Source organism: Streptomyces sp. H27-H5, assembly GCF_026627505.1.
GTDB lineage: Bacteria > Actinomycetota > Actinomycetes > Streptomycetales > Streptomycetaceae > Streptomyces.
The window spans coordinates 34,577-59,854 of sequence record NZ_JAPNLK010000027.1 but is presented as its reverse complement, the minus strand read 5'-3'; the positions used below and the strand labels follow the sequence as shown (position 1 = coordinate 59,854).

Genomic DNA, 25,278 nt, shown 5'->3' with positions numbered 1-25,278 from the left:
ACCTCCGGTCGGCCGGGTCGGCGCCCGGATCGGCTGCCTGGCGGGTGAGGGGAACGGCGGCGGGCGTCATCGGCCGATCACGGCGGGGGCGCCTCCCTCGTCGGTGCCCCAGACGTCCTCTTCCTCCTGCACCCACGCGTCGCGGGTGCGGTCGCCGCTCTGGGTCTGCTGCCCGCCGGGGGCGGCGCCGCCCATCGGGGCGAACGGCGAGGCGCCGGTCGTCGTGGCGGTCCGGGGGGCGGTGACCCGGACGTCGTTCTCGTCCTGTCCGCTTCGCGGGCTTCCCGGGCGTGGTCGTCCACCGCGCGGGCCGCCGTTCGTCCGGCCGTCGTCGATGACGTTGCGGACCCGCTCGGAGGTGCCCGACCCGCCGCCGCCCCCGCCGCCGCCCGTTCCGCCCATGGGACCGCCCATCCCGCCCATCGGTGCGCCCATCGGCCCGGCGGGACTGCCCGCGCCGGAGCCGGAGCCGGGCAGCGAACCTGTGTTGAGCGGTGTCCCGACGTCGCCGAGGGCGCCGTAGGCCGGAGCGGGACCGGTGGCGCTGCCCGCGAACGACGGCTGGTACGGGGTGTGGTCGTACAGCTCCTCCTCGTACGAACCCAGGGAACCGTCGTGGGAGGAGGGGCGGGAGACGCCGGGGAGCGAGGAGTGGGAACCGGGGGCGGCGGGCAGGGTCCCGTCGCCGCCCACATGCCCGCTGATCACGGTGCCGTCGGGGCGGGTGGTGATGCCGATGCCAGTGTCGGGGTCGATGGTGGTGGTCGTGCCGTCCGGGTAGTCGGTGACGATACGGCCGTCGGCGCCGATGTGGGACACGCCGCCGTCGGAGTGCGGCAGGCGGTCACCGATGTTGAGGGGGCCGGTCGTGGAGGTGCCGTCGGGGCGGGTGACGGTGGCGGTGTGGAGGTCCGGGTCGATGGTGACGGTGCTGCCGTCGGGGTGGTGCGTGACGATCCGGCCGTGGTCGTCGATGGTCGTCGCACTGCCGTCGGGCATCGTGAGGCCGTTGTCCGCGTAGACGGGGCCACCGGTCGGGTCGGGCATCAACGAGGACAGGTCGCCGGGGTTCAGCTGCCCGCCCGGCAGGTCGCCCGGGTTCAGCCGGCCGCCGGTCAGGTCCACGGAGCCGGGCCGGTCCAGGCCGGGAAGTTGCCGGCCTGCGGCACTCTCGTGTGCGGCCTGGGCCTGTTCGATGGCGGCCTCCTGGCGGGCCTGCGCCTCGTTCTGGCGGGCCTGCGCCTCGGCGCGCTGCTCCGCCTCGCGCTTCTCCTGCTCGGTGAGGAGTTGCTCCTGCCGCAGCTCCTGCTCGGTCTGGAGTCGTCCCTGCTCCTCCTGCCGTTCGCGCTGCGCGGCCTCGGCCTTCGCCTGAGCCTCTTCCTGCTTGGCTTCCTGCTCGCGCTGCCTCTCCTCGGCCTTGGCCTCCGCCTCGGCCTGCTTGCGCTCCTGCTCGGCTTCCTTCTGCTCCGCCTTGTCCTGCGCCTGGGCCTGCCTGCGCTCGGCCTCGGCTTCCGCCTCCGCCTGCTTGGCCTCGGCCTCCCGTTCCTTCTCCTCGGCCTTCGCTGCGGCCTCGGCTTCCTTCTGTTCCTGCTCCTTGCGGGCCCGCTCCTGGTCGGTGCGCGCCTGGTTGAACTGGGTGGCCTGGACCTGCTCCTGGCGTTGTTGGGCCTCTTCCTGCTTGCGTTGTGCCTCTTCCTGCTTGGCTTCCTGCTCGCGCTGCTTCTCCTCGGCCTTGGCCTCCGCCTCGGCCTGCTTGGCCTCCTGTTCGGCCTCCTTCTGCTCCGCCTTGGCTTCCGCCTCGGCCTGCCTGCGCTCGGCCTCGGCCTCCTTCTCGCCGGCCTTCGCCTCCGCCTCGGCCTCCTTGCGGTCCTGCTCGGCCTTGGCCTGGGCCTCCTTCTCGCCCGCTTCCTTCTCCTTGCGGTCCTGTTCGGCTTTGGCCTCCTGTTCCTTGCGTTCCTGTTCCGCCTTGGCCTCGGCCTCCTTGCGTTCCTGCTCGGCCCGGAGCCCGGCTTCCTTCTCCTCGGCCTCCTTCTCCTTGCGCTCCTGTTCCGCCTTGGCCTCGGCCTCCTTCTCGTCGGCCTCCTTCTCCCGGCGCTCCTGCTCCTTCTTGGCCTCTTCCTCCCGGCGCTTGGCCTCCGCCTCCGCCTTGGCGGCCTGTTCCTTCTGCCAGGCCATGAACTCTTCCTGCTTGCGTGCGGCGTCCGCCGCGGCCTTCGCGGCGTCCGCCTCCTTCTTCTCGTTCTTGTCCTCGGTGTAGGAGCTGGTGAGGTCGCTGCCACCGCGGGTGCGGACGGAGCCGAGGTCGAAGTTCTTGGTGCTCCAGCTGTTGTGGACCTGGCGGATCGCCTCGTTGGCGGGCACCTCCAGGCTCTCGATGACGGACGCCTGCCAGTTCTGGACGGCCCGCTCCCCCACCTTCTTCCAGGTGGTGAGGTCATCGAGCTGCCCGAAGTTGTCACCCATTCCGAACCGGGTGGCGGTCTGATCGAAGCCCGAGGTGGCGTGATAGGTCGTGGTGGCTCCGTACCGGTTGGCATGCACCTTGTAGGTGATCATCTTGATGTTGCGTTCCCACACGTGGTCGGTGATCTCCACGAGCAGGTCGTGCAGCCACCGCAGCGGGTTGCCCTCCATGTACTCCCAACGGGCCCAACTGCGCTGGAGGGTGGATGCGGCGTTGCGGAAGTCCGTCTTGGCCTGCCGGAGTTCGTCCCCCTGCTTGGATCCCGTCGCGCCGGAGGGACGCATGTCCTTGGCGTAACCGTCGTACTGCTTGCCGAGGGTGTGGACGAGGTTCCAGAAGACCCCGGCCGCCTGACCGCGCCAGGCCTCGTTCTGCTCGACGCCGATCCGGCGCTCCCACTCCTCCACCGCGTCACGGCGGTCGACGAAGAACTGGGCGGTCCGGTCGAACGCCGAAGCCGCGGTGTCGAAGGAGGTGAGGGTGACCGCCTGGTCGTTGGGGACGTTCTTGCCGTTCCAGTGGAAGCCGTGCGTGCCGTCCCGGTCGTTCAGCAGCGCCTCCAGTGCCCGACCGGTCCCGTAGCTGTACTGGGTCAGGGGCTGGGTGGTCCAGACGGCGGCGTCCCCCGTCAGGCCCAGGTGGTTGTCGTACTGGCTCTTGAACTCCCCGCCCTCGACCACGCCACCGGCCGGGGGGCCGTCGCTGCCCTTGTTTCCCAGCAGGGTGATCCGGGCCTTGTACATGGAGACCTGGTCGCCGCTGGACGGGTTGTCGCCGCCGGTGAGGTAGAAGGGGATGACGAAGTCGGTGTTCTCGATCCGCCACCCCGCGTTCTCCACGCGCCAGTTGAAGTCGTTCGGGTCGGCGTAGTCGACGTGGGACTGCTTGCTGATCTCCACCTTCATCTGCGGGATGCCCGCGTTGCCGGCGAGTTCGTCGAAGAGCGTGTGGCGCAACGGCGCGTCATAGCCGGTGAAGAGTTTGACGGCCTGGTGCCAGGCATCGTTGTCCGAGGTCAGCGGCTTGATGTTCTCTTCACGCACGGTCGGGCTCCGGGGAGTCGGGCGGACGGGAGGCAACGCGGCGAGGTGCCGTGCCGGGCGCCGTGACACGGTGAACCTTTCCGGTCACAGCACTAGTCGTCGTCCTCGTCATGGCCGCCGAGGGATCCGTCGACGTCGGAGAAGATGTCGAGGAACTTGTCCCCGTCGATCTTGGCCAGATTGTCGCCCTGGGCCTTGAGGAGGGTGTCGATGCTGGTGCGCAGATTGTCGTCGATGTCATCGAAGAGGAGTTTCTGGTCCTCCAGGACGGTGGTCACGGACCCGATGAGGTCTTCGACCGCCTTCTTGATGTGTTGGCCATTGGTGGCGCCGTCCTTGGCCATTCCCCCGATGGTGAGGGGAAGTTCGGCGCCCGGCAGCACCCAGTCGCCGTGGGCTCCCGTGGACAGCAGGGCGTCCAGCGCCGGTACCACCGCACCGTCCGGGCCCACGCCGTCGCCCATGATCTTCTTGATCTCGGCGATGAAGTTCGCGATGTCGTTGTTGAGGAAGTTCTCCAGCCAGGCCTTGTCCAGGTTGACCGGGGTGTTCTCCGCCATGTCCCGCTCCTGATCCCGCTCTTGCTCCTGCCGGCGCTCCGGCCGGTGTAGCCGGTCCGGCCGCCGGGTCCGCCGGGTCGTCCGCCGGCCCGGCCGCCGGGTCGCGGGGAGCGCTCTCTGCGCGCCCCGCGGACCTGTGGGCCCGTGCCGGCTTCGGGGTTTCGAGGGCCGGGTCAGCGGCCGATGCGCACGTCTCCCCACATCTGGGTGAGGGACTTCTCGCTGTACTGGTAGTTGTCGGACACGTCGGTCAGCAGTCGGGAGTGGTTCGCCAGCAGGTTCTTCATCGCCTCGACGGCGTTGTCCCACGCCTGCTGCTTGGTGTTGTAGACCTGACGGTCCTCGCCTTCCCAGGTCTGCTTGAGCTCCTGGAGCTCGGCTTCGAGGTTGGCCAGAACGCCGGCGATCGCCTTGGTCTGGGTGACCATGTCGTCCGCCGCGTTCGACATGTGCCGGTAGTCGACGTAGATGTGACCGTCGGTGAAGTCGCTCATCGTGGGGCCTCGTCTCACAACTGGAGGGGGACAGGAAGGGAGTCGGTCCTCGCGGTACCGGGCCGGCCGGAAGGCGGTCCGGTCCGACAGAATGGCCTGATCAGCCGCTGAGCGTGTCGAACACCGACTGCGACTGGTTGTACGCGGTGGTGATGCTCTCGTTGTTGGACCCCTGGGTGAGTCCCTGGGTGCGCAGCGTCTCGTTCAGGGTGTCGACCATGTCCCGTACGTTGCGCGAGATGATCTCCGCCTGGTCGTCCCACAGCTTGAGCAGGTCCTGGAAGGCCTTGCCGTCGGAGCCTTTGAGGCCGGAGGACAGGTTGAACTTCATGTTCTCCACGTCCTGTCGGCAGTTCTGCACGCCGGTGAACGCCTGCTCCAGTGCCATGATGCCGTTCCGGGTGGCCTGTTCCTGTGACTGCTGGAAGCCTGCCATGTGCCGCACCTCCTGGTGATGGTCACCGCCGAGTCCCGCAGGGACGCCGGGGGCGGCGCCTGCGGACGGCCGTCGTCAGTCGACAAGGTACTCAACCGGGCTGACAAGAACCGCAGTTGTCGTCTGCTGCAACATGGCCGCAACCTGGATTCTCAGTGATGCCATGTCAAGAATCCAGCTTCGTAGGCCACGGACCCTGCATTTTGCGTCATCTACACGGACAGGACGCCTGTTCCTCCCGGACGGTTCTCCGACGCGCCGCTCACGGTCGCCGCGCGGTATCGGATACGGCGCCGCCGGCCGGGCAGGGCGTCGCGGTGGTGGTTCCGCGACCGGCCGCGGCGGCCCCCGGGCTGAGGTCGGGTCCGGTGGGGAGCATCGCCAACAGCGGTGAGGGCAGTCCCCGGGCCTGACCCCCGGCGTAGCCGAGGGCGGTGAGCGTGTCCGCCCCGACGATCCGGTACTTCATTCCGCTGTCGGTCACCAGGTAGAGCGTGGAGCCGATCTCGCCGCCGCCGGCGCCCAGCGCGCGCACCAGGGCGCCGCCGCCCGGCCGGACCGTGATCCGCTCGACGGCCGTGCAGGCCGGGGTCAGGCCGTCCGGGGCGGGCTGCGCGGCCGGGCCGAGGCCGGCCGCCGGGGAGAGCGCGACGCTCACCCGGCTGCCCGCACCGCCCGACTCGATCCGGACACACGCCGTCGACCCGGTCGCGGGGACGACCGCCCGGGGCGGCGCCTCGGGCAGATCGGTGGCGGCGCCCCGGGCCGGCAGGGGGGCGGTACGACCGTCCAGGGCGTCGGCGCCCAGCTCGGCGGCGGCCGGGGCGGCGCCCTCGTACGCCGTGAGGCGGGTCCGCGGATCGCCCAGGACCAGGGCGGCGCCCGTCGCGGTGAGCGGGGCGAGGCCGTCTTGGCGCAGCAGGTAGTAGCGGGCGGTCGAGCCGGGCACCGTGATCCGGAAGACCTGGCCGACGCGGGTCTCGCGGCCGGCGAGCCGCGGCCCGGCCGTGCCGCGGCCGGTGACCTCCGGCGGGGTCAGGTCGGGCCCCTCGGGCAGGGCGTTGAGGAAGGCCGCCGAGACCCGTGTGCGGGGCCGGGCGTCGTACCCCAGGGCCTGCGCGGCCTTGGCCTCGTCGCCCAGGCGCAGCCGGCTGCCGCGCCACACCAGGTACTCCGCCCGGTCGGGGCCGACCACCAACAGCGCCTCGTCGTCGCCGAGCCCGCGGCCGCCGGTGGGCGCGCCGACCGCGAGGACGGTGGTGGCGGGGCCGCCCGGGGTGCCGGAGCACACCTGCCAGGGCCCGGTGTCCAGGCGGTCGGCGGTGGGCAGGGTGTCCGGTGCGCCGGCGATGCCGGCGGGCGCGCCGCGCGGGGTGTCGGCGAGGGAACGGCTCCCGACCGAGGTGACCTTGAGGTCGGCGCCGGCGAGCAACCGCGCGGAGGTGTAGTTGCGCACGGGCCGGAGCCGGCCGTCCAGGTAGAGGTAGCGCGAGCCGGTCTCCTTGGCGACGACGAGGGTGCCCGGCTGCCGCCAGGAGTCCTTGGTGCCGGGTTTGAACAGGCCGAACACGAACGCCCCGGCCGACAGCAGGACGGCGATGACCACGCCGATGGCGATGCCGCGGTTGGTGCGTCCCTGCGGGCTCTCCGGGGCGTCCGGGTCGCTGCGGAGCATGGCGGAGGTGAGACGACCCATGACGAACATGTGGGCCTGGACCTGGTCGCGTTTCGACTGCACTGTGCCGCTCCCCCGGATCAGCCGTTGAGGGACCGAAGGGCCCCGTAGACGCCGAGCACCCACAGGACCAACGGCAGCAGGGCGATGGCCGCCGCCGAGTGGAACAGTTCCGCGGCGCGGCCCCAGTACGGCACGAGCCGGCGGCCGGGCACGGTCCAGGAGGCGATGGCGAGCGCGGCGGCGCCGGCGAGCAGCCCCACCACGAGCAGGAGTCTGCCGGACGGTGTGTGGGACGCGGCGGCGGCCCACACCAGCAGGACCGGTCCCCAGATGCCCGGCACCACCAGGGACATCCGCTGCCACACGTTGCCGAGTCCGCGGGAGTGCAGCAGGAGGAGCAGCGCGAGTACGGCCGAGGTGCACACTTCCGCGAGCCCGGTGTGGCGGGCGAGCACCGTGAGGCAGCCGGTGCAGACCAGCCCGACCGCCCCGTACAGGGAACTCATCCAGCCGTCGGCGAGCACCGACCGCGCGGTGACCGTGCCCGTCGGGTGGGGTTCGATGCCCTCCTGGAGCTGCTGTGCGTTGGTGGGGAGCGGTGGCATCCGCAGGCCCGCCATCCGGAAGGAGAGCGAGGGCACGAACGCGCCGAGGAGGACGGCGAGGAGGGCCGTCACCGCGACGGCCTCCCCGAGCGGCAGTCCGGCGACGAGCATCACGGCGCCGGTCAGCGCACCGAAGGCGGCGAGCACGGCGGGGGCCAGGAAGAGCGCGGCGTACGCGGCGACCGCGGCCAGCGCCAGGACCGTTCCGCCCGCTCCGGCGACGGACGCGGCGAGCAGCCGGGCGGCCAGCCCCTCCTGGCCGTGCGGGCCGGTGACGGCCCCGCCGGGCAGGAGCCATCCGGCGAGCGCGAGGTAGGGGCCGGCCATCAGGCCCAGGGCGGCTCCGGCGCCGCCGTCACCGACGGCGCGGGCCGCCGCGGCGGCGCCGGCGAGGAGCAGCAGCGCCGCCACGGCGGCGCACACGGCGCGCGTGTCGCCGGAGCCGCCCGGCAGGGCGAGGACCGCCAGGCCGGCGAGGAGCGCGGTGACCGCGGAGGCGCGCAGCAGGGCGCGGGCGGCGGCGGGGGTCCACCCGTGGGGTTGCCGTTGGAGCGCCGTGGCGATGCCGTCCACCAGGTCGTCCAGATGCACTTCGGGCAGGGCCTCGGTCCGGGGGCGCAGGTAGAGGGTCTCGCCGTCGCGCAGGTCGAGGGAGTCGAGGGTGCGCTCCTCGTCCAGTGGCTCGCCACCCAGGCGTTGGAGCACCCAGCCGCCGTGGTCGATGCCGGCTTCCGCCAGGTCGTCCCCGGCGTAGCCGAGGACGGCGGGCAGCAGATCGGCCACCGGGACGTCGGCGGGGACGGCGAGGTCCACGGTGCGGGCGGGGGCGCGTACGGTCAGGCGACACAATCCGGCCACCTGGTTGTCACTCATCGGTCTGGCTCACGCCTCTCCGGGTTCGATCGGCAGGCCAACGGGCGCCGACGGAGCGCTGGTTGGGCCTTGGGCGGTCAGCACGAACGATCGTAGTATCACTCACCTGTCCGAGGTATTCGCCGTCTGTGCGTGTGGCGACGCCCGCGACCCCTGGTGCGAGGAGTCCGTTCGGTGAGTGTGGTGCTGTTCCGAAGGCCGGCCCGCAGGCGTGGCCCGGAGATGCCGGACGGGGAACTGACCCTGCAGGAGCCTCCCGTGCTCCCGGAGGTGGTGCCCGACTCGTCGGCCGTGTGGACGTATCTGCCGATGGCGCTGATGTCGGTGTCGATGATGCTGATGTTCATCCGGCCCGGGGCGGCCGGTGGCGGCGGGTTCATCTACCTCGCGCTGGGGATGATGGTGATCGCCTCGGCGGCCATGATGCTGGGCCAGGTCATGCGCCGCAACAGCGAGCGCAAGCAGCGACTGAAGGGCGAACGACGCGACTACCTGCGCTATCTGACCCAGACGCGGCGCAAGGTGCGGGCCGCCGTCATCGACCAGCAGCGCGCCCTGGCCTGGCGGCACCCGGACCCCGCCGCTCTGTGGTCCGTGGTCGGCACCACCCGCCTGTGGGAACGGCGGCCGCAGGACGAGGACTTCGGCGAGGTGCGGGTGGCGGTCGGCGACCAGAAGCTGGGGCTGCGGCTCAACCCGATGGCGACCAGTCCGGTCGAGGACCTCGAACCGCTCGCCGCCCACGCGCTGCGCAGCTTCATCCGGGCGTACGCGACCGTGCCGGACCAGCCGATCGCGATCAACATGCGGGCGTGGGCGCGGGTGTTGTTCCGGGGCGACGAGGAGCACATACGCGCCCTGGCCCGTGCGCTCGTCGCGCAGTTGGCCGCTTTCCACTCCCCCGACGACCTGTGGATCGCGCTGTGCGTGTCCGACGAACGCCGCCCGGAGTGGGAGTGGGCGAAGTGGCTGCCGCACCATCTGCATCCGCAGGAGACCGACGGGGCGGGGCCGGCGCGGATGACCGGTTCGGCGCTCGGTGAGCTGGAGGACCTGCTGGGGGCGGAGTTCCTGGAACGTCCGCCGTTCGACCCGGAGTCGCTGCCCGGCCGGGAGGAGCCGTTCACGGTGATCGTGGTGGACGGCGGCACCGTCCCCGGCGGGCACCGGCTGGACGGGCCCGGGCTGCGCAACACGGTGGTGCTCGACCTGACCGGGGCGCTGAGTTGGCGTCCGGGCCGGGTGACGCTGCGCTTCGAGGTGGCCGACGGCGACTTCCGGCTGGTGCGCACGGACCGTGACCGCAAGGAGCAGGTCGCGCCCTTGGGCCGTCCCGACGCCTTCGGTACGCGGGGCGCCACGGCGCTGGCCAAACGTCTGGCGCCGTACCGGATGGGCATCGGCACGGACAGCGCCGAACCCCTTTCGACCGACGTGGAGTTGACCACGCTGTTGGGCATCTCGGACCTGTACGGGCACGTGGCGGACACGCTGTGGCGGCGCGGGACGGGGCCGAGCCGGCTGCGGGTGCCGATCGGGGTGGGCGCGGACGGGGTGCCGGTGGAGCTGGACATCAAGGAGTCCGCGCAGGGCGGCACGGGTCCGCACGGCATGCTGATCGGTGCGACCGGCTCCGGCAAGAGCGAGCTGCTGCGCACCCTGGTGCTGGCGTTGGCGCTGACCAACTCCTCGGAGACGCTGAACTTCGTCCTGGTGGACTTCAAGGGTGGGGCGACCTTCCTCGGTCTGGACGAACTGCCCCACACCTCGGCGGTGATCACCAACCTGGCGGACGAGGCGGCACTCGTCTCGCGCATGCAGGACGCCCTGCACGGTGAGTTGATCCGCCGCCAGGAGCTGCTCAGGGCCGCCGGGAACTACACGTCGGCGTTGGAGTACGAGAAGGCGCGGGCCGCCGGGACCCCGCTGGCCCCGTTGCCGAGCCTGTTCGTGATCGTCGACGAGTTCAGCGAACTGTTGGCCGCGCACCGGGAGTTCATGGAACTGTTCGTGATGATCGGCCGGCTGGGCCGCAGCCTCGGCGTGCACCTCCTGCTGGCCTCGCAGCGCCTGGACGAGGGCCGGATGCACCAGCTGGAGAGCCATCTCTCGTACCGGATCGGGCTGCGCACCTTCTCGGCCATGGAGAGCCGCGGGGTGCTGGGGGTACCGGACGCCTACGAACTGCCGTCGGCCCCGGGCGGAGGCTTCCTCAAGTCCGGGGTCGACGCGCTGACCCGGTTCCGGGCGGCGTACGTGTCCGGGCCCTACCGGCACCGCAGGGGCGGCGCGAGCCAGGCGCGGGCCGCCGGCCAGACCGTGCCGTGGAGCACGGGGTACGTGGTGCCGCGCACGGTGCCCGACCTGCCGGCGCCCGAGCCCGAGGCGGAGGAGAGCGGCGACTCGCTGCTGTCCGTGGCCGTGGAGCGGCTCCTCGGCGCGGGCCCGCCCGCGCATGAGGTGTGGTTGCCGCCGCTGGACCTGCCGGCGACGCTCGACCAGATCCTGCCGCCGCTGACGCCCGACCCGGAGCGCGGTCTGACCACGGCGGACGCGCCGGACCGGGGGCGACTGAAGGTGCCGATCGGCATCGTGGACCGGCCCTTCGACCAACTGCGCGACCTGTTGACCGTGGACCTGTCCGGGGTCGGCGGGCACATCGCCGTCGCCGGTGGCCCGCAGAGCGGCAAGAGCACCATGGTGCGCACCATCCTGGCGTCCCTGGCGCTCACCCACACTCCGCGCGAAGTGCAGTTCTACTGCCTGGACTTCGGCGGCGGCACCCTGTCGGGGCTGGCCGGGCTGCCGCACATGGGCGGTGTCGCGGCGCGCATGGACGGCGAGCGGGTGGGCCGGACGATCGCCGAGGTGACCACGCTGCTGGCGGCCCGGGAGAAGTTCTTCCTGGAGCACGGCATCGACTCCATGGCCACGTTCCGGCGCCGCAGGGCCGCCGGCGAGTTCCCCGCCGAGGACCACGGCGACGTGTTCCTGGTCATCGACGGCTGGTCCACGGTGCGGCAGGACTACGACCGTCACATCCCGACCTTCGGCGCCATCGCCGCGCGCGGCCTGAACTACGGCGTGCACCTCATCGTGACCACGGCGCGTTGGGTGGAGCTGCCGTCGGCGGTGCGGGACCAGGCGGGCACCCATCTGGAGCTGCGGATGGGCGACGCCATGGACTCCGAGATCGACATCCGGCGGGCGGCGACCGTGCCCCGGGTGCCCGGCCGGGGGCTGACCCGGGAGGGCAAGCTGCACTATCTGACCGCCCTGCCCCGCATCGACGGCGGCGAGCGGACCGACGACCTCACGGAGGGCGTGGCCGGTCTGGTCGCGGCCGTCCGGGAGAGCTGGAGCGGGCCGCCGGCCCCGCAGGTACGGATGCTGCCGACCGAGCTGCCCGTGGCGGAGCTGCCGGCCCCCGAGGGGGACTTCCGGGTGCCGCTCGGCCTGGAGGAGGACGAGCTGGCCACCGTGTGGCACGACTTCAGCGAGAGTCCGCACATGATCGCGGTCGGGGACACCGAGAGCGGCAAGACCAACCTGCTCCGGCTCGCGGCCCGGGCCATCATGGACCGGTACACGCCGGCCGAGGCCAGGATCATGGTGGTGGACTACCGGCGCGAGCTGGTGGAGGCGGTCCCGGACACCTACCGGCTGGGGCACGCGGTGTCCATCGACGCGCTGAAGGACCTGGTGGACGGCGCGGCCCGCGCGGTGCGGACCCGGGTGCCGGGGCCCGACATCGCCCCGGCCCGGATGCGGCTCGCGGACTGGTGGACTGGTCCCCGGCTGTTCATCCTCGTCGACGACTACGACATGGTGGGCAGCAACCCCGCGAACCCGCCGTTCGAGCCGCTGCTGCCGCACCTGTCGCTGGGTTGGGAGGTGGGCCTGCACCTGATCGTCGCCCGCTCCGCGAGCGGCGCCGGGCGAGGCATGGGCGACGCGCTGATGCGCCGCCTCCAGGAGGTCAACACGCCTTCCCTGCTCTTCTCCTGCCCGCCGTCCGAGGGGTACGTCCTCGGCAACACCAAGGGCCGGCTGCTGCCGCCCGGACGCGCCACCCGCATCGCCCGGCGCCGCACGGTGCAGATCCAGACGGCGTTCCTGGGGGACCCGGAGTCCTGAGGGGGGCCCCCGGTCAGCCCGTGCCCGGGGGGCGCCACCGGCGGGCCCGTCCCCGGGGGACCACCACCGCGGCGGCGGCGACCAGGAGCACCAGGCCCCCGCCCGCCGCGGCGACCACGAGGGCCCGCTGCCGGGGTGCGGCGGGCGCCGGGTCCGGCACCCGGGCGGGTTCGGGGCGCGGGCCCGGGGCGGCGCGGTCGGTCAGTACGGCCGTCAGGGCGGCGTACGGGTCCAGTCGTGGCGTCGTGTCCGGATAGCCGGACACGACGAGCCGGTCGCGGACCTGGTCGGCCGTCAGCTCGGGGTGGCGCGAGCGGACCAGGGCCGCCGCCCCGGCGACGTGGGCGGCGGCGAGCGAGGAACCGGACCCGAGGTAGTGGCCCGGGCCCCGCGGTCCGGGGCCGACCACCGTGTCCCCGGGCGCGGCCAGGTCGGCGCCCACGGCCGTCGGCGCGCGGTCCGGGCGCCCGCCGCCGGGCCCGTAGTCCATGACGGACAGGGCGTGCGGGGCGGCCGCGGGCCAGTACCAGGGCTGCGCCGGGGGGCTCGCGCCGCCGGCCTCGGGGGGCAGGTCGGGGGCGAAGGGGGCGACGACGAGGGCGTCCTTGCGTGCCGCGTACGCGACCGCGTCCGTGAGGACGTCCGCTCCGGTCGCCAGCGCGGAGGCGACGTACACCACCCCGGCGCCCTCGTCGGCGGCGGCGCGGATGGCGCCGGCCAGCGACTCCGGTGTGGCGGCGCCGCGTTCGTCTGTGCCGCGCACCGCCAGGAGGCGCGCCGCGGGCGCCACGCCGACCGTGCCCACGCCGGGCAGTGGCGCGCCGGCGATCAACCCGGCGGCGAAGCTGCCGTGGCCCACGCAGTCCTGGTCCGCCGGGCCGAGGTGGCGGACCCGGCCGGCGAGCGACGGGACCCCGGCTCCCACCCCGGTGTCGACCACCGCGACGGTCACCCCCGCGCCCTCGGACACGCGCCCGGCGCGGGCCAGGCCGAGCGCCCGCACCGGCCAGGGCTCCACCTCGGCGACCTGCCCGGAGGCCGCCGCGCAGGGTTCGTCCGCCGTCAGCGAGGAACGGACCACGGGCAGGGCGATGGGGTCGGAGGCCGCCACAGCGGGCGCAGGCCACGCCGCGGAGAGCATCACCGCGGCCAGTGCCGCCGCCGAGGCCGGTGCACGGGAAAGCGCGTGTCTCATGGCGCGCATCCTAGGCGGTGTGCCCTGTTGCGCAACGCGCCGCCCGACAGGGCACATTCGGCCCGCATCCGATGGCCGCGGCGTGAACTGGCCTGCTCCACCTGGTAGATCACCGTCCCCCTCACGTAGCCTGCAAGCGGTGCGTCGCGTCGTCCCCACAGGGGGCGGAGACGACGTCGGAGCGAGGAGGACCAGCGTGTCACGGCAGTTGCTCACCGTCAGCCCGGAGGAATCCCAGGGGTTCCGGACCATCGGTGAGGCCTTGGCACAGGCCCGCACCGGAGCGGTGATCCGCGTACGACCCGGCCGGTACCCGGAGAACCTGACGGTCCGCAACCGGGTCACGATCGTCGCCGACGGCGAGCGCGGCAGCGTCGAGATCTGCCCGCGCCGCGGCAGCGCCGTCTCCCTGATCGCCGACGCCGTGATGCTGACCGACCTCACGCTGCGCGGCGGCACGGAGGACGTGCCGGTGGTGGACGCGGTGCGCGGCCAGGTCGCCATGGACGGCTGCATCGTCGTCGGCTCCGGCTGGACGGCCCTGCTGGCCCGGGAGTCCGGGTCGCTCGCGGTGCGGGACTGTCGGATCAGCAACCCGGTCGGGGCGGGTGTGGTCGACACCGCGCCGACCGGGACGGTGGTCGCCGGCTGCGTCATCGAGAACCTGGGCACCTCGGGCGTGGTCATCGGCGAGCAGGGCCGCACCACGGTCCGCGACTGCCGCATCCGCGACGCCCGGGGCAACGGGGTGCTCGCCAACGGCGAGGCGCAGGGAGTGGTGGAGGACTGCGAGATCACCGGCACGGAGAAGCCCGCCGTGGCCCTGGAGGGCAGTAGCGCCACCCGTGTGCTGCGCACCCGGATCCACGGCGCGGCCGTGGGCGTCTACGTGACCAGCGACTCCCGGCCGGTGCTGGAGGAGGTCACCGTCTCCGACACCAACGGCCCGGGCATCGTGGTGGCTTCGGGCGCCGCCCCGGAACTGGTGCGCTGTCGCACCTCGCGGACCAAGGGGAACGGCCTGGCCGTCACGGAGCGGTCCCGGGGCGTGTTCCGGGAGTGCGAGTTCGACACGGCCGGCGGCCCGGCCGTCCGGGTCATCGGTTCCGGCGCGCCCTCGTTGACCGACACCACCGTGCGGGACTGCGCCGATCCGCTGGGCGCCGTGGTGTTGGACGAGAACTCGGCGGCCGAGTTCGACCGTCTGCACGTCGCGGACGCGGCCGGCACCGGGATCCTGATCCGCGGCGGCGCCAACCCGCTGCTGCGGCACGCCCGCGTGACCTCCGCGGGGGGCCACGGCGTGGAGGTCGTGGACGAGGGTCGCGGTCGGCTGGAGCTCTGCGAGATCGACGGGGCGGGGGCGTGTGGGGTGCGGATCGCCTCCGGCGGCAACCCCCACCTGCGGGACACCGCCGTCCGCGCCTCGGCGGACACGGGCGTACGGGTCGGTGCGGACGGGCTGGGCACCGTACGGGACTGCCGCGTGCACGGTTCCGGCGCGTCCGGTGTCGGGGTGGACAAGGGCGGTGAACTGTCGCTCCTGCGTACCGAGATCACCGACTCGGGAGCCCATGGGGTGATGGCCTCCGACGGCGCCCGGCTCGCGCTGGACGCCTGCCTCGTGAGCGGCAGCCTCGGCGACGGCATCCGGGTGGACAGCGCGGAGCCGATCACCGCGACCGGTTGCGCGGTGCGGGACAACCGGGGCGCCGGCCTGAAGCAGACCCGGGCCGGCGACCGACTCACCGTGGAGAACCTGACCAGCGCGGGCAACGGCACGGCCGACGCGTGGGGCGCCGAAGCGGCCGGGGTCGGGGAGTCACGGGGTCCGTCCCGTGTCGCTCCGCGCGGTCCGCAGGAGGAGCTGGAATCGCTGATCGGCCTCGCGGACGTGAAGCACCAGGTGAAGACGCTGGTCAACCTGAACCAGCTCGCGCAGCGCCGGTCCCGGCTCGGCATGCCGATGCCGCCGATGAGCCGCCACCTGGTGTTCTCCGGGCCGCCCGGAACGGGCAAGACCACGGTGGCCCGGTTGTACGGCGGCATCCTCACCGAGTTGGGGGTGCTGCGTTCCGGTCATCTGGTCGAGGTGTCCCGGGCCGATCTGGTCGCCCAGGTCATCGGCGGAACGGCCATCAAAACGACGGAGGCGTTCAAGGAGGCCCTCGGCGGGGTGCTGTTCCTGGACGAGGCGTACACGCTGTTGTCCGACGGCAAGGGCGGCGGCGCCGACTTCGGCCGGGAGGCCATCGACACCCTGCTGAAGCTCATGGAGGACCACCGCGACGAGGTCGTGGTCATCGCGGCCGGCTACACCGACGAGATGGCCGCCTTCCTGGACTCCAACCCGGGTCTGGCGTCCCGTTTCACCCGCACCATCGACTTCGCGAACTATTCGGTGGAGGAACTGGTCACCATCACCGAGCGGATGTGTGAGGCCCACCACTACGCGCTGGACCCGCGCACCCTCGACGCCCTGGCCGGCCACTACGGCCGGATGGAGCGGGGCGCCGCCTTCGGCAACGGCCGTGCGGCGCGCCGGGTGTTCGAGGAGATGGTGGATCGACAGGCCTTCCGGTTGGGCTCGATGGCGGATCCCGCCGAGAGCGACCTGTCGCTGCTGCTGCCCGAGGACGTGGCCGTCGAGCAGGGGGGCGCCGCACGGGACGCCGACAGCTCCGAGGAACTGCTCACCCGTCTGGAGGGCATGATCGGTCTGTCGGCGGTGAAGCGGGCGGTGACCGATCAGGTGCATCTGCTCGCCACCGCCCGGCAGCGGCGGGCCGCCGGGCTGCCCGCGCCCAGGATCAGCCAACACCTGGTGTTCTCCGGCCCGCCCGGGACCGGCAAGACGACGGTGGCCCGGCTGTACGCGGGCATCCTGCACTCCCTCGGGGTGCTGCCCAAGGGCCAGTTGGTGGAGGTGGCGCGCACCGATCTCGTCGGCAGGTACGTCGGCCACACCGCGCAGCTGACCAAGGAGGTCTTCGAACGGGCCCTGGGCGGTGTGCTGTTCATCGACGAGGCGTACACGTTGACCCCGGAGGGTTCACCGTCGGACTTCGGGCGGGAGGCGGTGGAGACGCTGCTCAAGTTGATGGAGGACCACCGCGACGAGGTCGTGGTCATCGCCGCCGGGTACACCGCCGAGATGCGCCGGTTCCTGGACTCCAACCCCGGGCTGACCTCGCGCTTCACCCGCACGGTCGAGTTCGAGGACTACACGGTGGAGGAGCTGGTGGGGATCATCACCGCGCAGGCCGCCGACTCGGGTTACGACTGCCCGCCGCCGACGGTGGAGGCGCTGCGCGCGTACGTGGCGGCGCTGCCGCGCGATCGTTCGTTCGGCAACGCCCGCACGGGACGCATCCTGGTGGAGGAGATGATGACGCAACAGGCCCGCCGGCTGGGTGCGTTCACGGCTCCGGGCCTGGACGATCTGCGGCTGCTCCTCCCGGAGGACCTGCCGGGCTCCCGGCCGACGCCGGTGTGAGGCGACGCGGCCGGGCGCCGCGCGCCCCGGTCCGGTGGGGTGTCAGTCCCGGACGAGCAGGACGACGAAACCCACGACGACCCCCAGCACCAGCCCGAGGACGGAGTACCGGGGCCTGGACTCGCTCAGCACGGGAAGGAAGCGGTCGACCGAGAAGCGGCCCGGCCCGGTGAGGGTGAGGGCGACGACCCCGGCCAGCAGGGCCAGTTCGAGTTCCACTCCCCTGGGGGCGAAGAAGCTGTTCACGCCGCGAACGGCGAGGATGTTGACGAAGGTGCCGATCAGGACCGCTCCGGCGAGCGGGGTGAGCAACCCGAGGGCGAGGCCGAGGCCGCCCAGGGTCTCGGAGAGACCCGCGATGACGGCCATGGCGTCGCCGGCGGGGTAGCCGCTCATCGTGAAGCCCTTGCCGGTGGCGGTGAGACCGGGACCGCCGAACCAACCGAAGAGTTTCTGCGTGCCGTGGCCGGCCATGGTGAGACCGACGGTGAGCCGCAGGACCAGCAGGCCGACGTCGTGGGTGGCGGTGGTGGCGGGAGCCGGGAGCGTGCGCAGGTTCCCGTAAGCCCGTCGTTCGTAGGCCATGAACGTCCGTTCTTCGTCTCCGGCGGGTGGCTGCCACCCTATGCCTCCCGTCCGGAATGTCCTGGTAGTGACGTCGCCGCTGTCGGCCGAAAGTGCCGGCGGCGCGGCGCCCCCGGCCCCGTGCCGGTCGCCCCGCGCGTCGTCCCGGTCATCCCCGCCCGGGGACGCCGCTCGCCCGCGCGTCCGCCGGGGCCCGCTCCCAGTCCATCCGGCACCAGGGAAGGACGAGGTCGGCCTGCGCCGTGACCGGCCGGGGGGCCAGGGAGTCGATCGCGACGGCCTCCCGGTGGCGGGCGTACACGGTGTCCACGTAGCGGTGGCCGGTGTCGGCCGCGACGAAGAGGACCGTACGCCGCGGGGACCGCGCCCGTTCCCAGCGGGCGGCGAGGTAGGCCGCCCCGGAGGACAGCCCGGCGAACACGGCGTGTCTGCGCAGCAGGTCCACACTGCCGGCGAGGGCGGCGTCGAAGGACACCCAGTGGAGCGTGTCGTAGGACGCGTGGCCGACGTTCCCGAAGGGGATGGAGCTGCCGATCCCCGCGATGATGATCTCGGGGTCGCTCACGTGACCGGCGCCGAAGGTGACGCTGCCGAAGGGCTGGACGCCGACGAGCTCGACGCCGGGCGAGTCCTCGCGCAGGTAGCGGGCGAGCGCGCCCGTGGAGGCGCCGGATCCGACGCCCCCGACGACGGTGAGCTCGTCCGTGCCGGTGGACTCCCGGATCAGGCCCGCCACGGCGCGGTAGCCCAGGTAGTGGATGTCGTCGTGGTACTGCCGCATCCAGTGGTACTCGGGGTGTTCCGCGAGGATCTCGTGGATGCGCTCGACCCGGCGCTTCTGGTCGAGCTTGAGGTCGTCGCAGGGCTCCATCCGCTCCAGGGTCGCCCCGAGCACGGCGAGCTGGGTGCTCAGCGTGTGGTCGACCGTCGCGGAGCCGACGATGTGGCAGCGCATCCCGTGGCGGTGGCAGGCCAGGGCGAGGGCGTGGGCGTAGATGCCGCTGGAGCTGTCCACCAGGGTGTCTCCGCGCCGCACCGCGCCGGTGTCGAGCAGGTGGCGTACCGCGGCGAGGGCGGAGACGACCTTCATCGTCTCAAAGCGGAGACAGACGAGCCGGTCGTCGAGGCGTATCAGGTCGGGTCGGCCGATCGACTCGGCGATGTGCTGGTCCACTGCGGAACTCCTTGGTCGCGGGCAGGGTGGTGGGGGTGGAGAAGACGCGGGTGGTGGGAATCGCCCGGTGTTCCAGGGCCCGTACGCAGCTGCTGATCCGGCGCCGGAGGCCGGGGGCGGCCGGGTCGAAGAGCACGCCGGCGACGGCGCCGCTGTGCGCGATCTGGACGCCCGCGGCCCCGAAGCGCGCGGCGACGTCGGTGAGGCTCTCGAACTCCGGGTGGCACAGGACCTCCTGCCCTCGCCGGGCGCTGGCGGTCGCGACCTCGCCGAGCAGGGCGACATCGCCCGTGGCCACGGCCTGCCGCAGCAGGACGCGCAGCCGTTCGCAGGCGCGCACGTCGCCGTCGTCGTGGGCGCGGACCGGCAGGGAGAGCGTGTCCACGGGTGCGCCCGCGCCGAGGGCGCAGCCCACGACGACGACGGATGGCAGGGCGCGGCCGAGGACTTCCAGCACCCGACCCTCGCGCTGGGCGAAGAGCACGGGGCGGCCGTCGAGCATCAGCGGATCGCAGGCCAGCTCCGCCCGGACGGCCAGCCGGGCGATCGTCTCGGGCGGCAGGCGCGTTCCGTAGGAGTCCGCGACCGCCCGCACCACGGCGACGACGTCGCTGCTGGAGCTGCCCATGCCGAGGCCGACCGGGATGTCGCCGGTGATCCGCAACTCCCCGCCGCAGGGGGGTTCCGGGTGCCCGGGCGCGCACGCGGCCATGGCGAGGGCCGCCGCGCGGGCCGCCTTGGTGCGGTCGGCCGGCACCACGGTGAGCTGCTGCGGGGAGGTGCCCGGGCGGCGGGTGAACTCGGCGCGGCTGCCCGGTCCGGGCAACGGCAGGGTGACCAGGCCGGCGCAGCGTCGCCCGGTGTCGTCGAGGAAGACGCCTTGCAGGATCTCGCCGTGGTGGCCGGGGGCGTGTCCGGTGCCGGTACGGCGGGCTTCGGGACGCCGCCCGGTGCCGGGCGTGCTCCGGCGGGCCGCGGGGGTCATGCCCCGGCCTCCGCGCGGTAGCGGTACAGGGCGGTGGGGTCGGCGCTGAACTGGGAGAAGGGGAAGGGTTCGGCGGACAGGGCGGTGACCCCGGAGCCCAGGAAGGCGCGCGCCACGGCGCTGCCGCTCTGCGCGTACACGACGAGGGGCACGCCCCGGGTGCGGCAGCGGTCCAGGATGGTGTCGAACGAGCCGTTGCCCAGGGTCATTCCGGTGGCGACGACGACGTCGGCGCGCTCCAGTACCTCGTGCATGTCGCCGGTGACGGGATCGCCCCAGCGGGTGGCCTTGAGGTTGAGGTCGCACGGCAGCGGGTCGCCGCCGCGTTCGCGGATCGCCTCGACCAGCGGGTCGACCACGCCGATGAGGCCGACCTTGGCGCCCTCCTCGATGGTGAGCAGTCCGGCGATCGCCGCGTCGCGGGCGCGCGCGCGGACTTCGGGGGTGCCGGCGGGGAGGACGACCCGTTCGGCGCCCGTGCCCTGTCGGGTGTCCGGGTCGGCGTCGTTCGCGTCCGCCGCCTCGCGGTGCGGGCGCCGCTCGGCGAGGTAGGCGTCGAGGGCGGCGATCCTCAGCGGGCGTGGGCCCTCGCGGAGCAGGACGTCGAGCGCGGTGCCCGAGGCGTCGCGGCAGACCGACGAATCGATCTCACCGGCCTCGAAGGCGCAGGCGCCGAAGGAGCCGCCGAGGCGCACCAGGACGTACTGGTTGAGGTAGGTGGTGCGGCCGCCGGCCAGCCGGGTGCCGTGATGGGTCCAGAAGACGCTGGTCGCGACGAGGTCGGAGGGCAGTGGGCCGTGTTCGCCGTTCAGGACGGCCTCGACGAGGGCGTCGACGGACGGCAGGGGCGTGGTGGTCGTCGGGGTGGTCACGGGGTTCCTTGTCACGGGGTGGGTCGGGGTGTGGGGGCGGGGAGGGGGCCGTGGTAGACGAGCGCGGGACGGCCCAGCCGGTCGGTGGTCAGTTCGGCGTCGACCTCGAAGGTCTCGGCGAGGTGCTCGGGGGTGAGGACCTCGGCGGGGCTGCCGGAGGCGACCAGCCGCCCGGAGCGCATGAGCACCAGGCGGTCGCAGTACCGGGCGGCCAGCGAGAGGTCGTGCAGGGCGACGAGGACGGTCTGGTCGGTGCGGGACAGGAGTTCCATCAGCTCCAACCGGTGTTTCACGTCGAGGTGGTTGGTGGGCTCGTCCAGGAGCAGCGCGTACGGCTGCTGGGCGAGCGCGCGGGCGATGTGGGCGCGCTGTCGTTCGCCGCCGGACAGGGACTTCCAGGAGCGCCCGGCGAGGGCCGCGAGTCCGACGCGGTCCAGTGCGGCGCCGACGATCGCCCGGTCGGTGTCGCTCGGAGGGCGCCAGCGGTCCCGGAAGGGGGTCCGCCCCAGTCCGACGACGTCGGCGACGCGCAGGTCGGTGTCGAGTCCGCAGTCCTGCTCGACGAAGGCCAGCCGGCGCGCGATCCTGCGGGCGCTCCAGTCCCGCACGGGCAGGCCGTCGTAGCGGACCGTGCCGGCGTCGGGCGCGCGCAGCCCGGCGAGGCAGCGCAGGAGGGAGGACTTGCCGGAGCCGTTGGGGCCGATCAGTGCGACGCTCTCGCCGGCGGCCACGTCCAGATCGACGCCGCGTACGACGGGGGTGCCCGACGCCGACCAGCCCAGTCCTTCGGCGGTGATCCTCACAGGTCTCCCCTCCTGCGCAGGACGGCGAGGAACAGCGGTACGCCGATCAGGGCGGTGAGCACGCCCACCGGCACCTCCCGGGGAGCGAAGGCGACGCGGGCCAGGGCGTCGGTCCACACGAGGAACACGGCGCCCGCGAGCGCCGCGCAGGGGAGCAGCACCCGGTGCGAGGGGCCGACGAGGAACCGTGCCCCGTGGGGCACGATCAGCCCCACGAAGCCGATGGCGCCGACGGTGGCGACCGCGACCGAGGTCAGCACGGCCGTCACGACGAGCAGGAGCATCCGGGTGCGTCGTACGCCGATCCCCAGGGACGCGGCGGTGTCCGCGCCGAACGCGAGAGCGTCGAGGGCGTTCGCGCACAGCCACGCGGCGACCAGTCCCAGCGGTGTGACGATCGCGCAGACCACGACGGCGTCCCAACGGGCGGGGGCCATCGAGCCGAGCAGCCAGTGGGTGACGGCGCGCGTGGTGTCGGCGTCCGCCGAGGACATCAGGACCAGCGAGGTCAGAGCGGTGAAGAGCTGTCCGACGACGACGCCCGTCAGGACGATGCGGACCGAGTCCAGCCCCGTGCGGCGCAGCAGTACCGTCAGCAGGGCGAAGGAGAGGAGCGCCCCGGCGAGGGCGCCTCCGGTGACCCCGAGGGCGCCGACGCCGGCCAGGGGCAGGACGACCACGACGACGGCTCCGGTCGACGCGCCGGAGGACACGCCGAGCAGGTACGGGTCGGCGAGCGCGTTGCGGGTGACGGCTTGGAGGACGGTGCCGCAGACGGCGAGGGAGGCGCCGACGAGAGCGGCCATCAGGACCCGCGGCAGCCGCAGGTCCCAGACGAGCGAGTCGGTCAGCGGTGGCAGCGGCTCGCTGCCCAGGCCGAGGTGCGTGCCCAGGACGCGGGCGAGGTCGCCCCATCCCACGGGGGCGGTACCGATGCGCAGGGCGACCGCCACGGAGGCGGCCAGTACGAGGACGGCGCCGACCACCGGCCACGCCCGGACCGGTGAGGTCCGGCCCACCGGTGGCGGGGCGCCGGCCGTGGTCGTGCCGACGCCGGGCGATGTCGTCCCGGCGGCGGGTGCCGACGATTCCTCCCCGCGAGCGGTCGGGTGCAGCAGGTCCGACGGTCCCGGGGGGCCGGCGAGGTCAGCGGACATGCCCGAGGTCCTTCATGCCCTCGGCCAGCAGGCCCAGCGCGTGCACGGAGCGCACGGAGGGGTCCAGCTCGATGCCCGGCACCACGATGATCTTGTTGTCGCGTACCGCCGGCAGCTTGGACACCAGGGGGTCCGCGGCCAGCGCGGCCCGCTTCTCGGCGGCGCTGTCACCGGGGCGTCCGCGCTCGGACAGGTCGCCGATGACGATGAAGTCGGGCGCCCGCTTGGCGACTTCCTCCCAGGAGACCTCCGGCCAGTCCTCGTTCACGTCGTCGAAGGCGTTCCTGGCGCCGACGATCCGGCTCATCTCGCCGGGCAGGCCGGTCTTCCCGGCGACGTACGGCATGCCGTTGAAGACGGAGTAGAGGTAGACGACGGAGGGCTTCCTGCCGTCGCGGGCGGCGGCGGAGGCGTTCTCGCCGGCCTTCGCGACGGCGGCGCGCTGCCCCTCGGCGAGCTTCGCCGCCCGCTCCTCGACACCGAAGACCTTGCCCAGCCGCTCGTAGTCGGAGAAGAGCAGCTCGAAGGGGGTCTTCCCCGGCTCGTGCGACCGGGGGCAGTCCACTGCGCTGACGAAGGTGGGCACGTGGAGGGCGCCCAACTCCTCGCGGGTTCCCGCGCGGTCGCCGGTGTACAGGTCGGCGGAACCGGCCAGGACGAAGTCCGGCGCGGCGGCGCGGAGTTGCTCGCCGGTGGCGATCTTGGGGGCGATGACCGGGATCGCGGCGTACGCGTCCCGGTACCGATCGGGGATCTTCGTCTTGAGGTTGGCCGTCCCGGCCATCCGGTCCTGGAGTCCGAGTTCGAGCAGGGTCTCGGTCGAGGTCTGGTCCAGGGCGACGGCCCGCTTCGGGGGCTCGCCGAGGTCGAGCTCGCGCCCGCAGCTGGTGACGGACGCTCCCCTGGCAGGCGATGCGGGGTCGTCGCCCGCGGCCGCAGGATCGTCGCCGGCGGTCGAGCAACCGCCGGTCGCGAGAAGGAGGGTGAGGGTGGCCGCGGTCACGAGCCGGGCGCGGTGGCGTGGACGCATTCGAGTCTCCGATCGGAAAGAGGGCGTGGCTGTCGCCGTGCACTGCCGTGGTCGCCCACGGGGCAGGAGCACCACGTTCGAAGAGTACTGTAATGGTTATCGTTTTCATTAACACCCCCGGGGCGGCCTTCGTGAGGCGCGACCCGACCCCTGCCGACCGATGAGGAGCACCGCACCGTGACGACCACACCCGCCCCCATGACACCCAGGACCGCCCCGCCGCCCCCGCGTTCCGTCCTGCGCGACCCCGCCTTCCTGCGCCTGTGGGCCGGGACCACCGCGTCCGGACTCGCCACCTGGGCGTTGCCCTTCGTGTTGGGCCTGGCGGTCCTGCACCGCGAACTCGGCGCGGCCGGCCTCGGACTGGTCCTCGCCGCGCGCACCGCGGGGTTCCTCGGCGCCGTCGCCGTCGGAGGGGTACTGGCCGACCGTCACTCCCGCCGGGCGGTCGTGCTCTGGTCGGCCCTGGCGGCGGCGGTCGCGGCCCCTCTCCTCACGGTCGGCCTCGGCCGCTCACTCGTCCTGATGGCCGTCGCCGCGGCCCTCGCGGGAGCGGGTCAGGGAGCCTGCCGCCCCGCCTTCCAGGCCCTCACCGCCGAGGTCGTCGACGCGGATCGCCGACAGCGGGCGAACGCCGCCATGTCCCTCTCGGTACGGACCTCCACGCTGGCCGGGCCCGCCCTGACCGCGCTGCTCGCGGGCTTCGTCGACGTGCGGACGCTCCTGTGGGGGATCGGCCTGCTCTGGCTGGTCGCCGCCTTCGTGCCGGGCCGGGGAGCCTCTCCGGATCCGTCCACCGAGCGGCCGCCGCACGTGTCCTTCCGCGCCGAGTTCATCGACGGCATACGCGAGGCCCGACGCCACCCCTGGTTCCTCGCCGGGCTCGGAGCCCTGACGGCCGTCGTCGCGCTGGGCTACTCCGCCACCAGCGTCGCCCTGCCCCTGATCAGCCGCGACCGCTACGGCACGGAGTGGGTCCTCGCCGCGGCCATGACCGCCTACACGGTCGGCGCGCTCGGCGGCGCCCTCCTCACCACACGCCGGCGGCCCCGCTCCCCTGGCTGGATGGCGTTCGCCGGCCTGGCCGCCTACGGCTTCGCACCGCTGAGCCTGATGCTGCCGGTGCACCCGCTGGTGGTCATCGCCGCCTACGTGGTGGCCGGGATCGGGATCGAACTGTTCAACGTGCCCTGGTTCACGGCCGCCCAGCGCGAGGTCGCCCCGGACAAGCTGGCGCGCGTCTCCTCCCTGGACTTCCTCGTCTCCTACGGCCTGGCCCCGGTCGGCCTCGCCCTGATCGCCCCGGCCATCGACGTCTTCGGGGTCACACCGGTGCTCGCCGTCTGCGCCGCGGCCTGCTTCCTCGTGCCCGCCGCCGCGGCGCTGGCACCCACGGCCCGCCACTTCGGGCGCCCGTCCACGGCCGCCGACTGACCGAACGGCCCCGGTCGCCGTCCCGGCCGGGGCCCCGCCATCACCCGCGTCGGCGCCGACCGCGCCCGCGCGGCGATCCGTACGGGCCGGCGCGCCCCAACCCCGCCTGTTCTGCGCCGGGTCGACGCCCGTGCGGCGCAAGGCGGCGCAAGGCGGTGCGGTGGCAGGGAGGTGGCAGGGAGGTGGAGCGGTGGCTCGGTCGGGCCCGTCAACCCACGCCGGGCGTCGGCGTGTCCGGCCGAGACCTCCCCGACAGG

General features: G+C 73.3%; 17 protein-coding genes. 3 read left to right on the top strand and 14 right to left on the bottom strand.

Features of this window, described 5'->3' with window-relative positions:
- Positions 1-66: 66 nt before the first annotated feature.
- From OTB19_RS15950 to eccD, 6 genes are all read right to left on the bottom strand, one after another.
- Positions 67-3,507, bottom strand: coding sequence for an AAWKG family protein (locus tag OTB19_RS15950; RefSeq protein WP_267798870.1), 3,441 nt, complete (start codon positions 3,505-3,507; stop codon positions 67-69).
- 92 nt (positions 3,508-3,599) lie between these two features.
- Positions 3,600-4,067 (bottom strand): type VII secretion system-associated protein, encoded by a 468-nt coding sequence (locus OTB19_RS15945; protein WP_267798868.1) that lies wholly within the window; start codon positions 4,065-4,067, stop codon positions 3,600-3,602.
- Between the two features lie 173 nt (positions 4,068-4,240).
- Positions 4,241-4,561, bottom strand: coding sequence for a WXG100 family type VII secretion target (locus OTB19_RS15940; RefSeq protein ID WP_150521411.1), 321 nt, complete (start codon positions 4,559-4,561; stop codon positions 4,241-4,243).
- A gap of 100 nt (positions 4,562-4,661) precedes the next feature.
- Positions 4,662-4,997, bottom strand: coding sequence for a hypothetical protein (locus OTB19_RS15935; protein WP_150521410.1), 336 nt, complete (start codon positions 4,995-4,997; stop codon positions 4,662-4,664).
- Positions 4,998-5,259: 262 nt separating this feature from the next.
- Positions 5,260-6,735: a type VII secretion protein EccB gene (eccB, locus tag OTB19_RS15930; RefSeq protein WP_267798865.1), complete on the bottom strand. Its 1,476-nt coding sequence runs from the start codon at positions 6,733-6,735 to the stop codon at positions 5,260-5,262.
- A gap of 17 nt (positions 6,736-6,752) precedes the next feature.
- Positions 6,753-8,153, bottom strand: coding sequence for a type VII secretion integral membrane protein EccD (gene eccD / locus OTB19_RS15925; RefSeq protein WP_267798864.1), 1,401 nt, complete (start codon positions 8,151-8,153; stop codon positions 6,753-6,755).
- Positions 8,154-8,333: 180 nt separating this feature from the next.
- Here eccD and eccCa point away from each other — a divergent pair, with 180 nt between their 5' ends.
- Complete coding sequence (gene eccCa / locus OTB19_RS15920) at positions 8,334-12,290, top strand: type VII secretion protein EccCa (protein ID WP_267798890.1); 3,957 nt, start codon at positions 8,334-8,336, stop codon at positions 12,288-12,290.
- A 13-nt stretch (positions 12,291-12,303) separates the two neighbouring features.
- On the opposite strand, the gene OTB19_RS15915 is transcribed toward eccCa, so the two are convergent.
- On the bottom strand, positions 12,304-13,485 hold the full coding sequence (locus tag OTB19_RS15915) for a S8 family serine peptidase (protein WP_267798862.1): 1,182 nt from the start codon (positions 13,483-13,485) through the stop codon (positions 12,304-12,306).
- Between the two features lie 196 nt (positions 13,486-13,681).
- On the opposite strand from OTB19_RS15915, the gene OTB19_RS15910 reads away from it, so the two are divergent.
- Positions 13,682-16,981, top strand: coding sequence for a right-handed parallel beta-helix repeat-containing protein (locus tag OTB19_RS15910; RefSeq protein WP_267798860.1), 3,300 nt, complete (start codon positions 13,682-13,684; stop codon positions 16,979-16,981).
- 42 nt (positions 16,982-17,023) lie between these two features.
- Here the strand turns inward: OTB19_RS15910 and OTB19_RS15905 are convergent, their stop codons facing one another.
- The 7 genes from OTB19_RS15905 to OTB19_RS15875 form a co-directional block, all read right to left on the bottom strand.
- Positions 17,024-17,566: a DoxX family protein gene (locus OTB19_RS15905; RefSeq protein ID WP_267798858.1), complete on the bottom strand. Its 543-nt coding sequence runs from the start codon at positions 17,564-17,566 to the stop codon at positions 17,024-17,026.
- Positions 17,567-17,714: 148 nt separating this feature from the next.
- Positions 17,715-18,740: a pyridoxal-phosphate dependent enzyme gene (locus OTB19_RS15900; protein WP_267798856.1), complete on the bottom strand. Its 1,026-nt coding sequence runs from the start codon at positions 18,738-18,740 to the stop codon at positions 17,715-17,717.
- Positions 18,661-19,725 (bottom strand): GHMP kinase, encoded by a 1,065-nt coding sequence (locus OTB19_RS15895; RefSeq protein ID WP_267798855.1) that lies wholly within the window; start codon positions 19,723-19,725, stop codon positions 18,661-18,663. Before OTB19_RS15895 ends, OTB19_RS15900 begins: the two co-directional genes overlap by 80 nt.
- Positions 19,722-20,570, bottom strand: a complete 849-nt coding sequence (locus tag OTB19_RS15890; protein ID WP_267798889.1) for a Rossmann-like domain-containing protein — start codon at positions 20,568-20,570, stop codon at positions 19,722-19,724. Before OTB19_RS15890 ends, OTB19_RS15895 begins: the two co-directional genes overlap by 4 nt.
- Positions 20,571-20,608: 38 nt before the next feature.
- Positions 20,609-21,400, bottom strand: coding sequence for an ABC transporter ATP-binding protein (locus tag OTB19_RS15885; protein WP_267798853.1), 792 nt, complete (start codon positions 21,398-21,400; stop codon positions 20,609-20,611).
- The gene (locus OTB19_RS15880) at positions 21,397-22,557 is read right to left on the bottom strand and encodes a FecCD family ABC transporter permease (RefSeq protein ID WP_267798851.1); all 1,161 of its coding nucleotides are present in this window, start codon (positions 22,555-22,557) and stop codon (positions 21,397-21,399) included. The genes OTB19_RS15885 and OTB19_RS15880 overlap by 4 nt, the downstream gene beginning before the upstream one ends.
- Positions 22,547-23,587: an ABC transporter substrate-binding protein gene (locus tag OTB19_RS15875; protein WP_267798850.1), complete on the bottom strand. Its 1,041-nt coding sequence runs from the start codon at positions 23,585-23,587 to the stop codon at positions 22,547-22,549. The genes OTB19_RS15880 and OTB19_RS15875 overlap by 11 nt, the downstream gene beginning before the upstream one ends.
- Positions 23,588-23,785: 198 nt before the next feature.
- Between OTB19_RS15875 and OTB19_RS15870 the strand changes: the two genes are divergently transcribed.
- On the top strand, positions 23,786-25,021 hold the full coding sequence (locus OTB19_RS15870; RefSeq protein WP_267798887.1) for an MFS transporter: 1,236 nt from the start codon (positions 23,786-23,788) through the stop codon (positions 25,019-25,021).
- Positions 25,022-25,278: the final 257 nt, after the last annotated feature.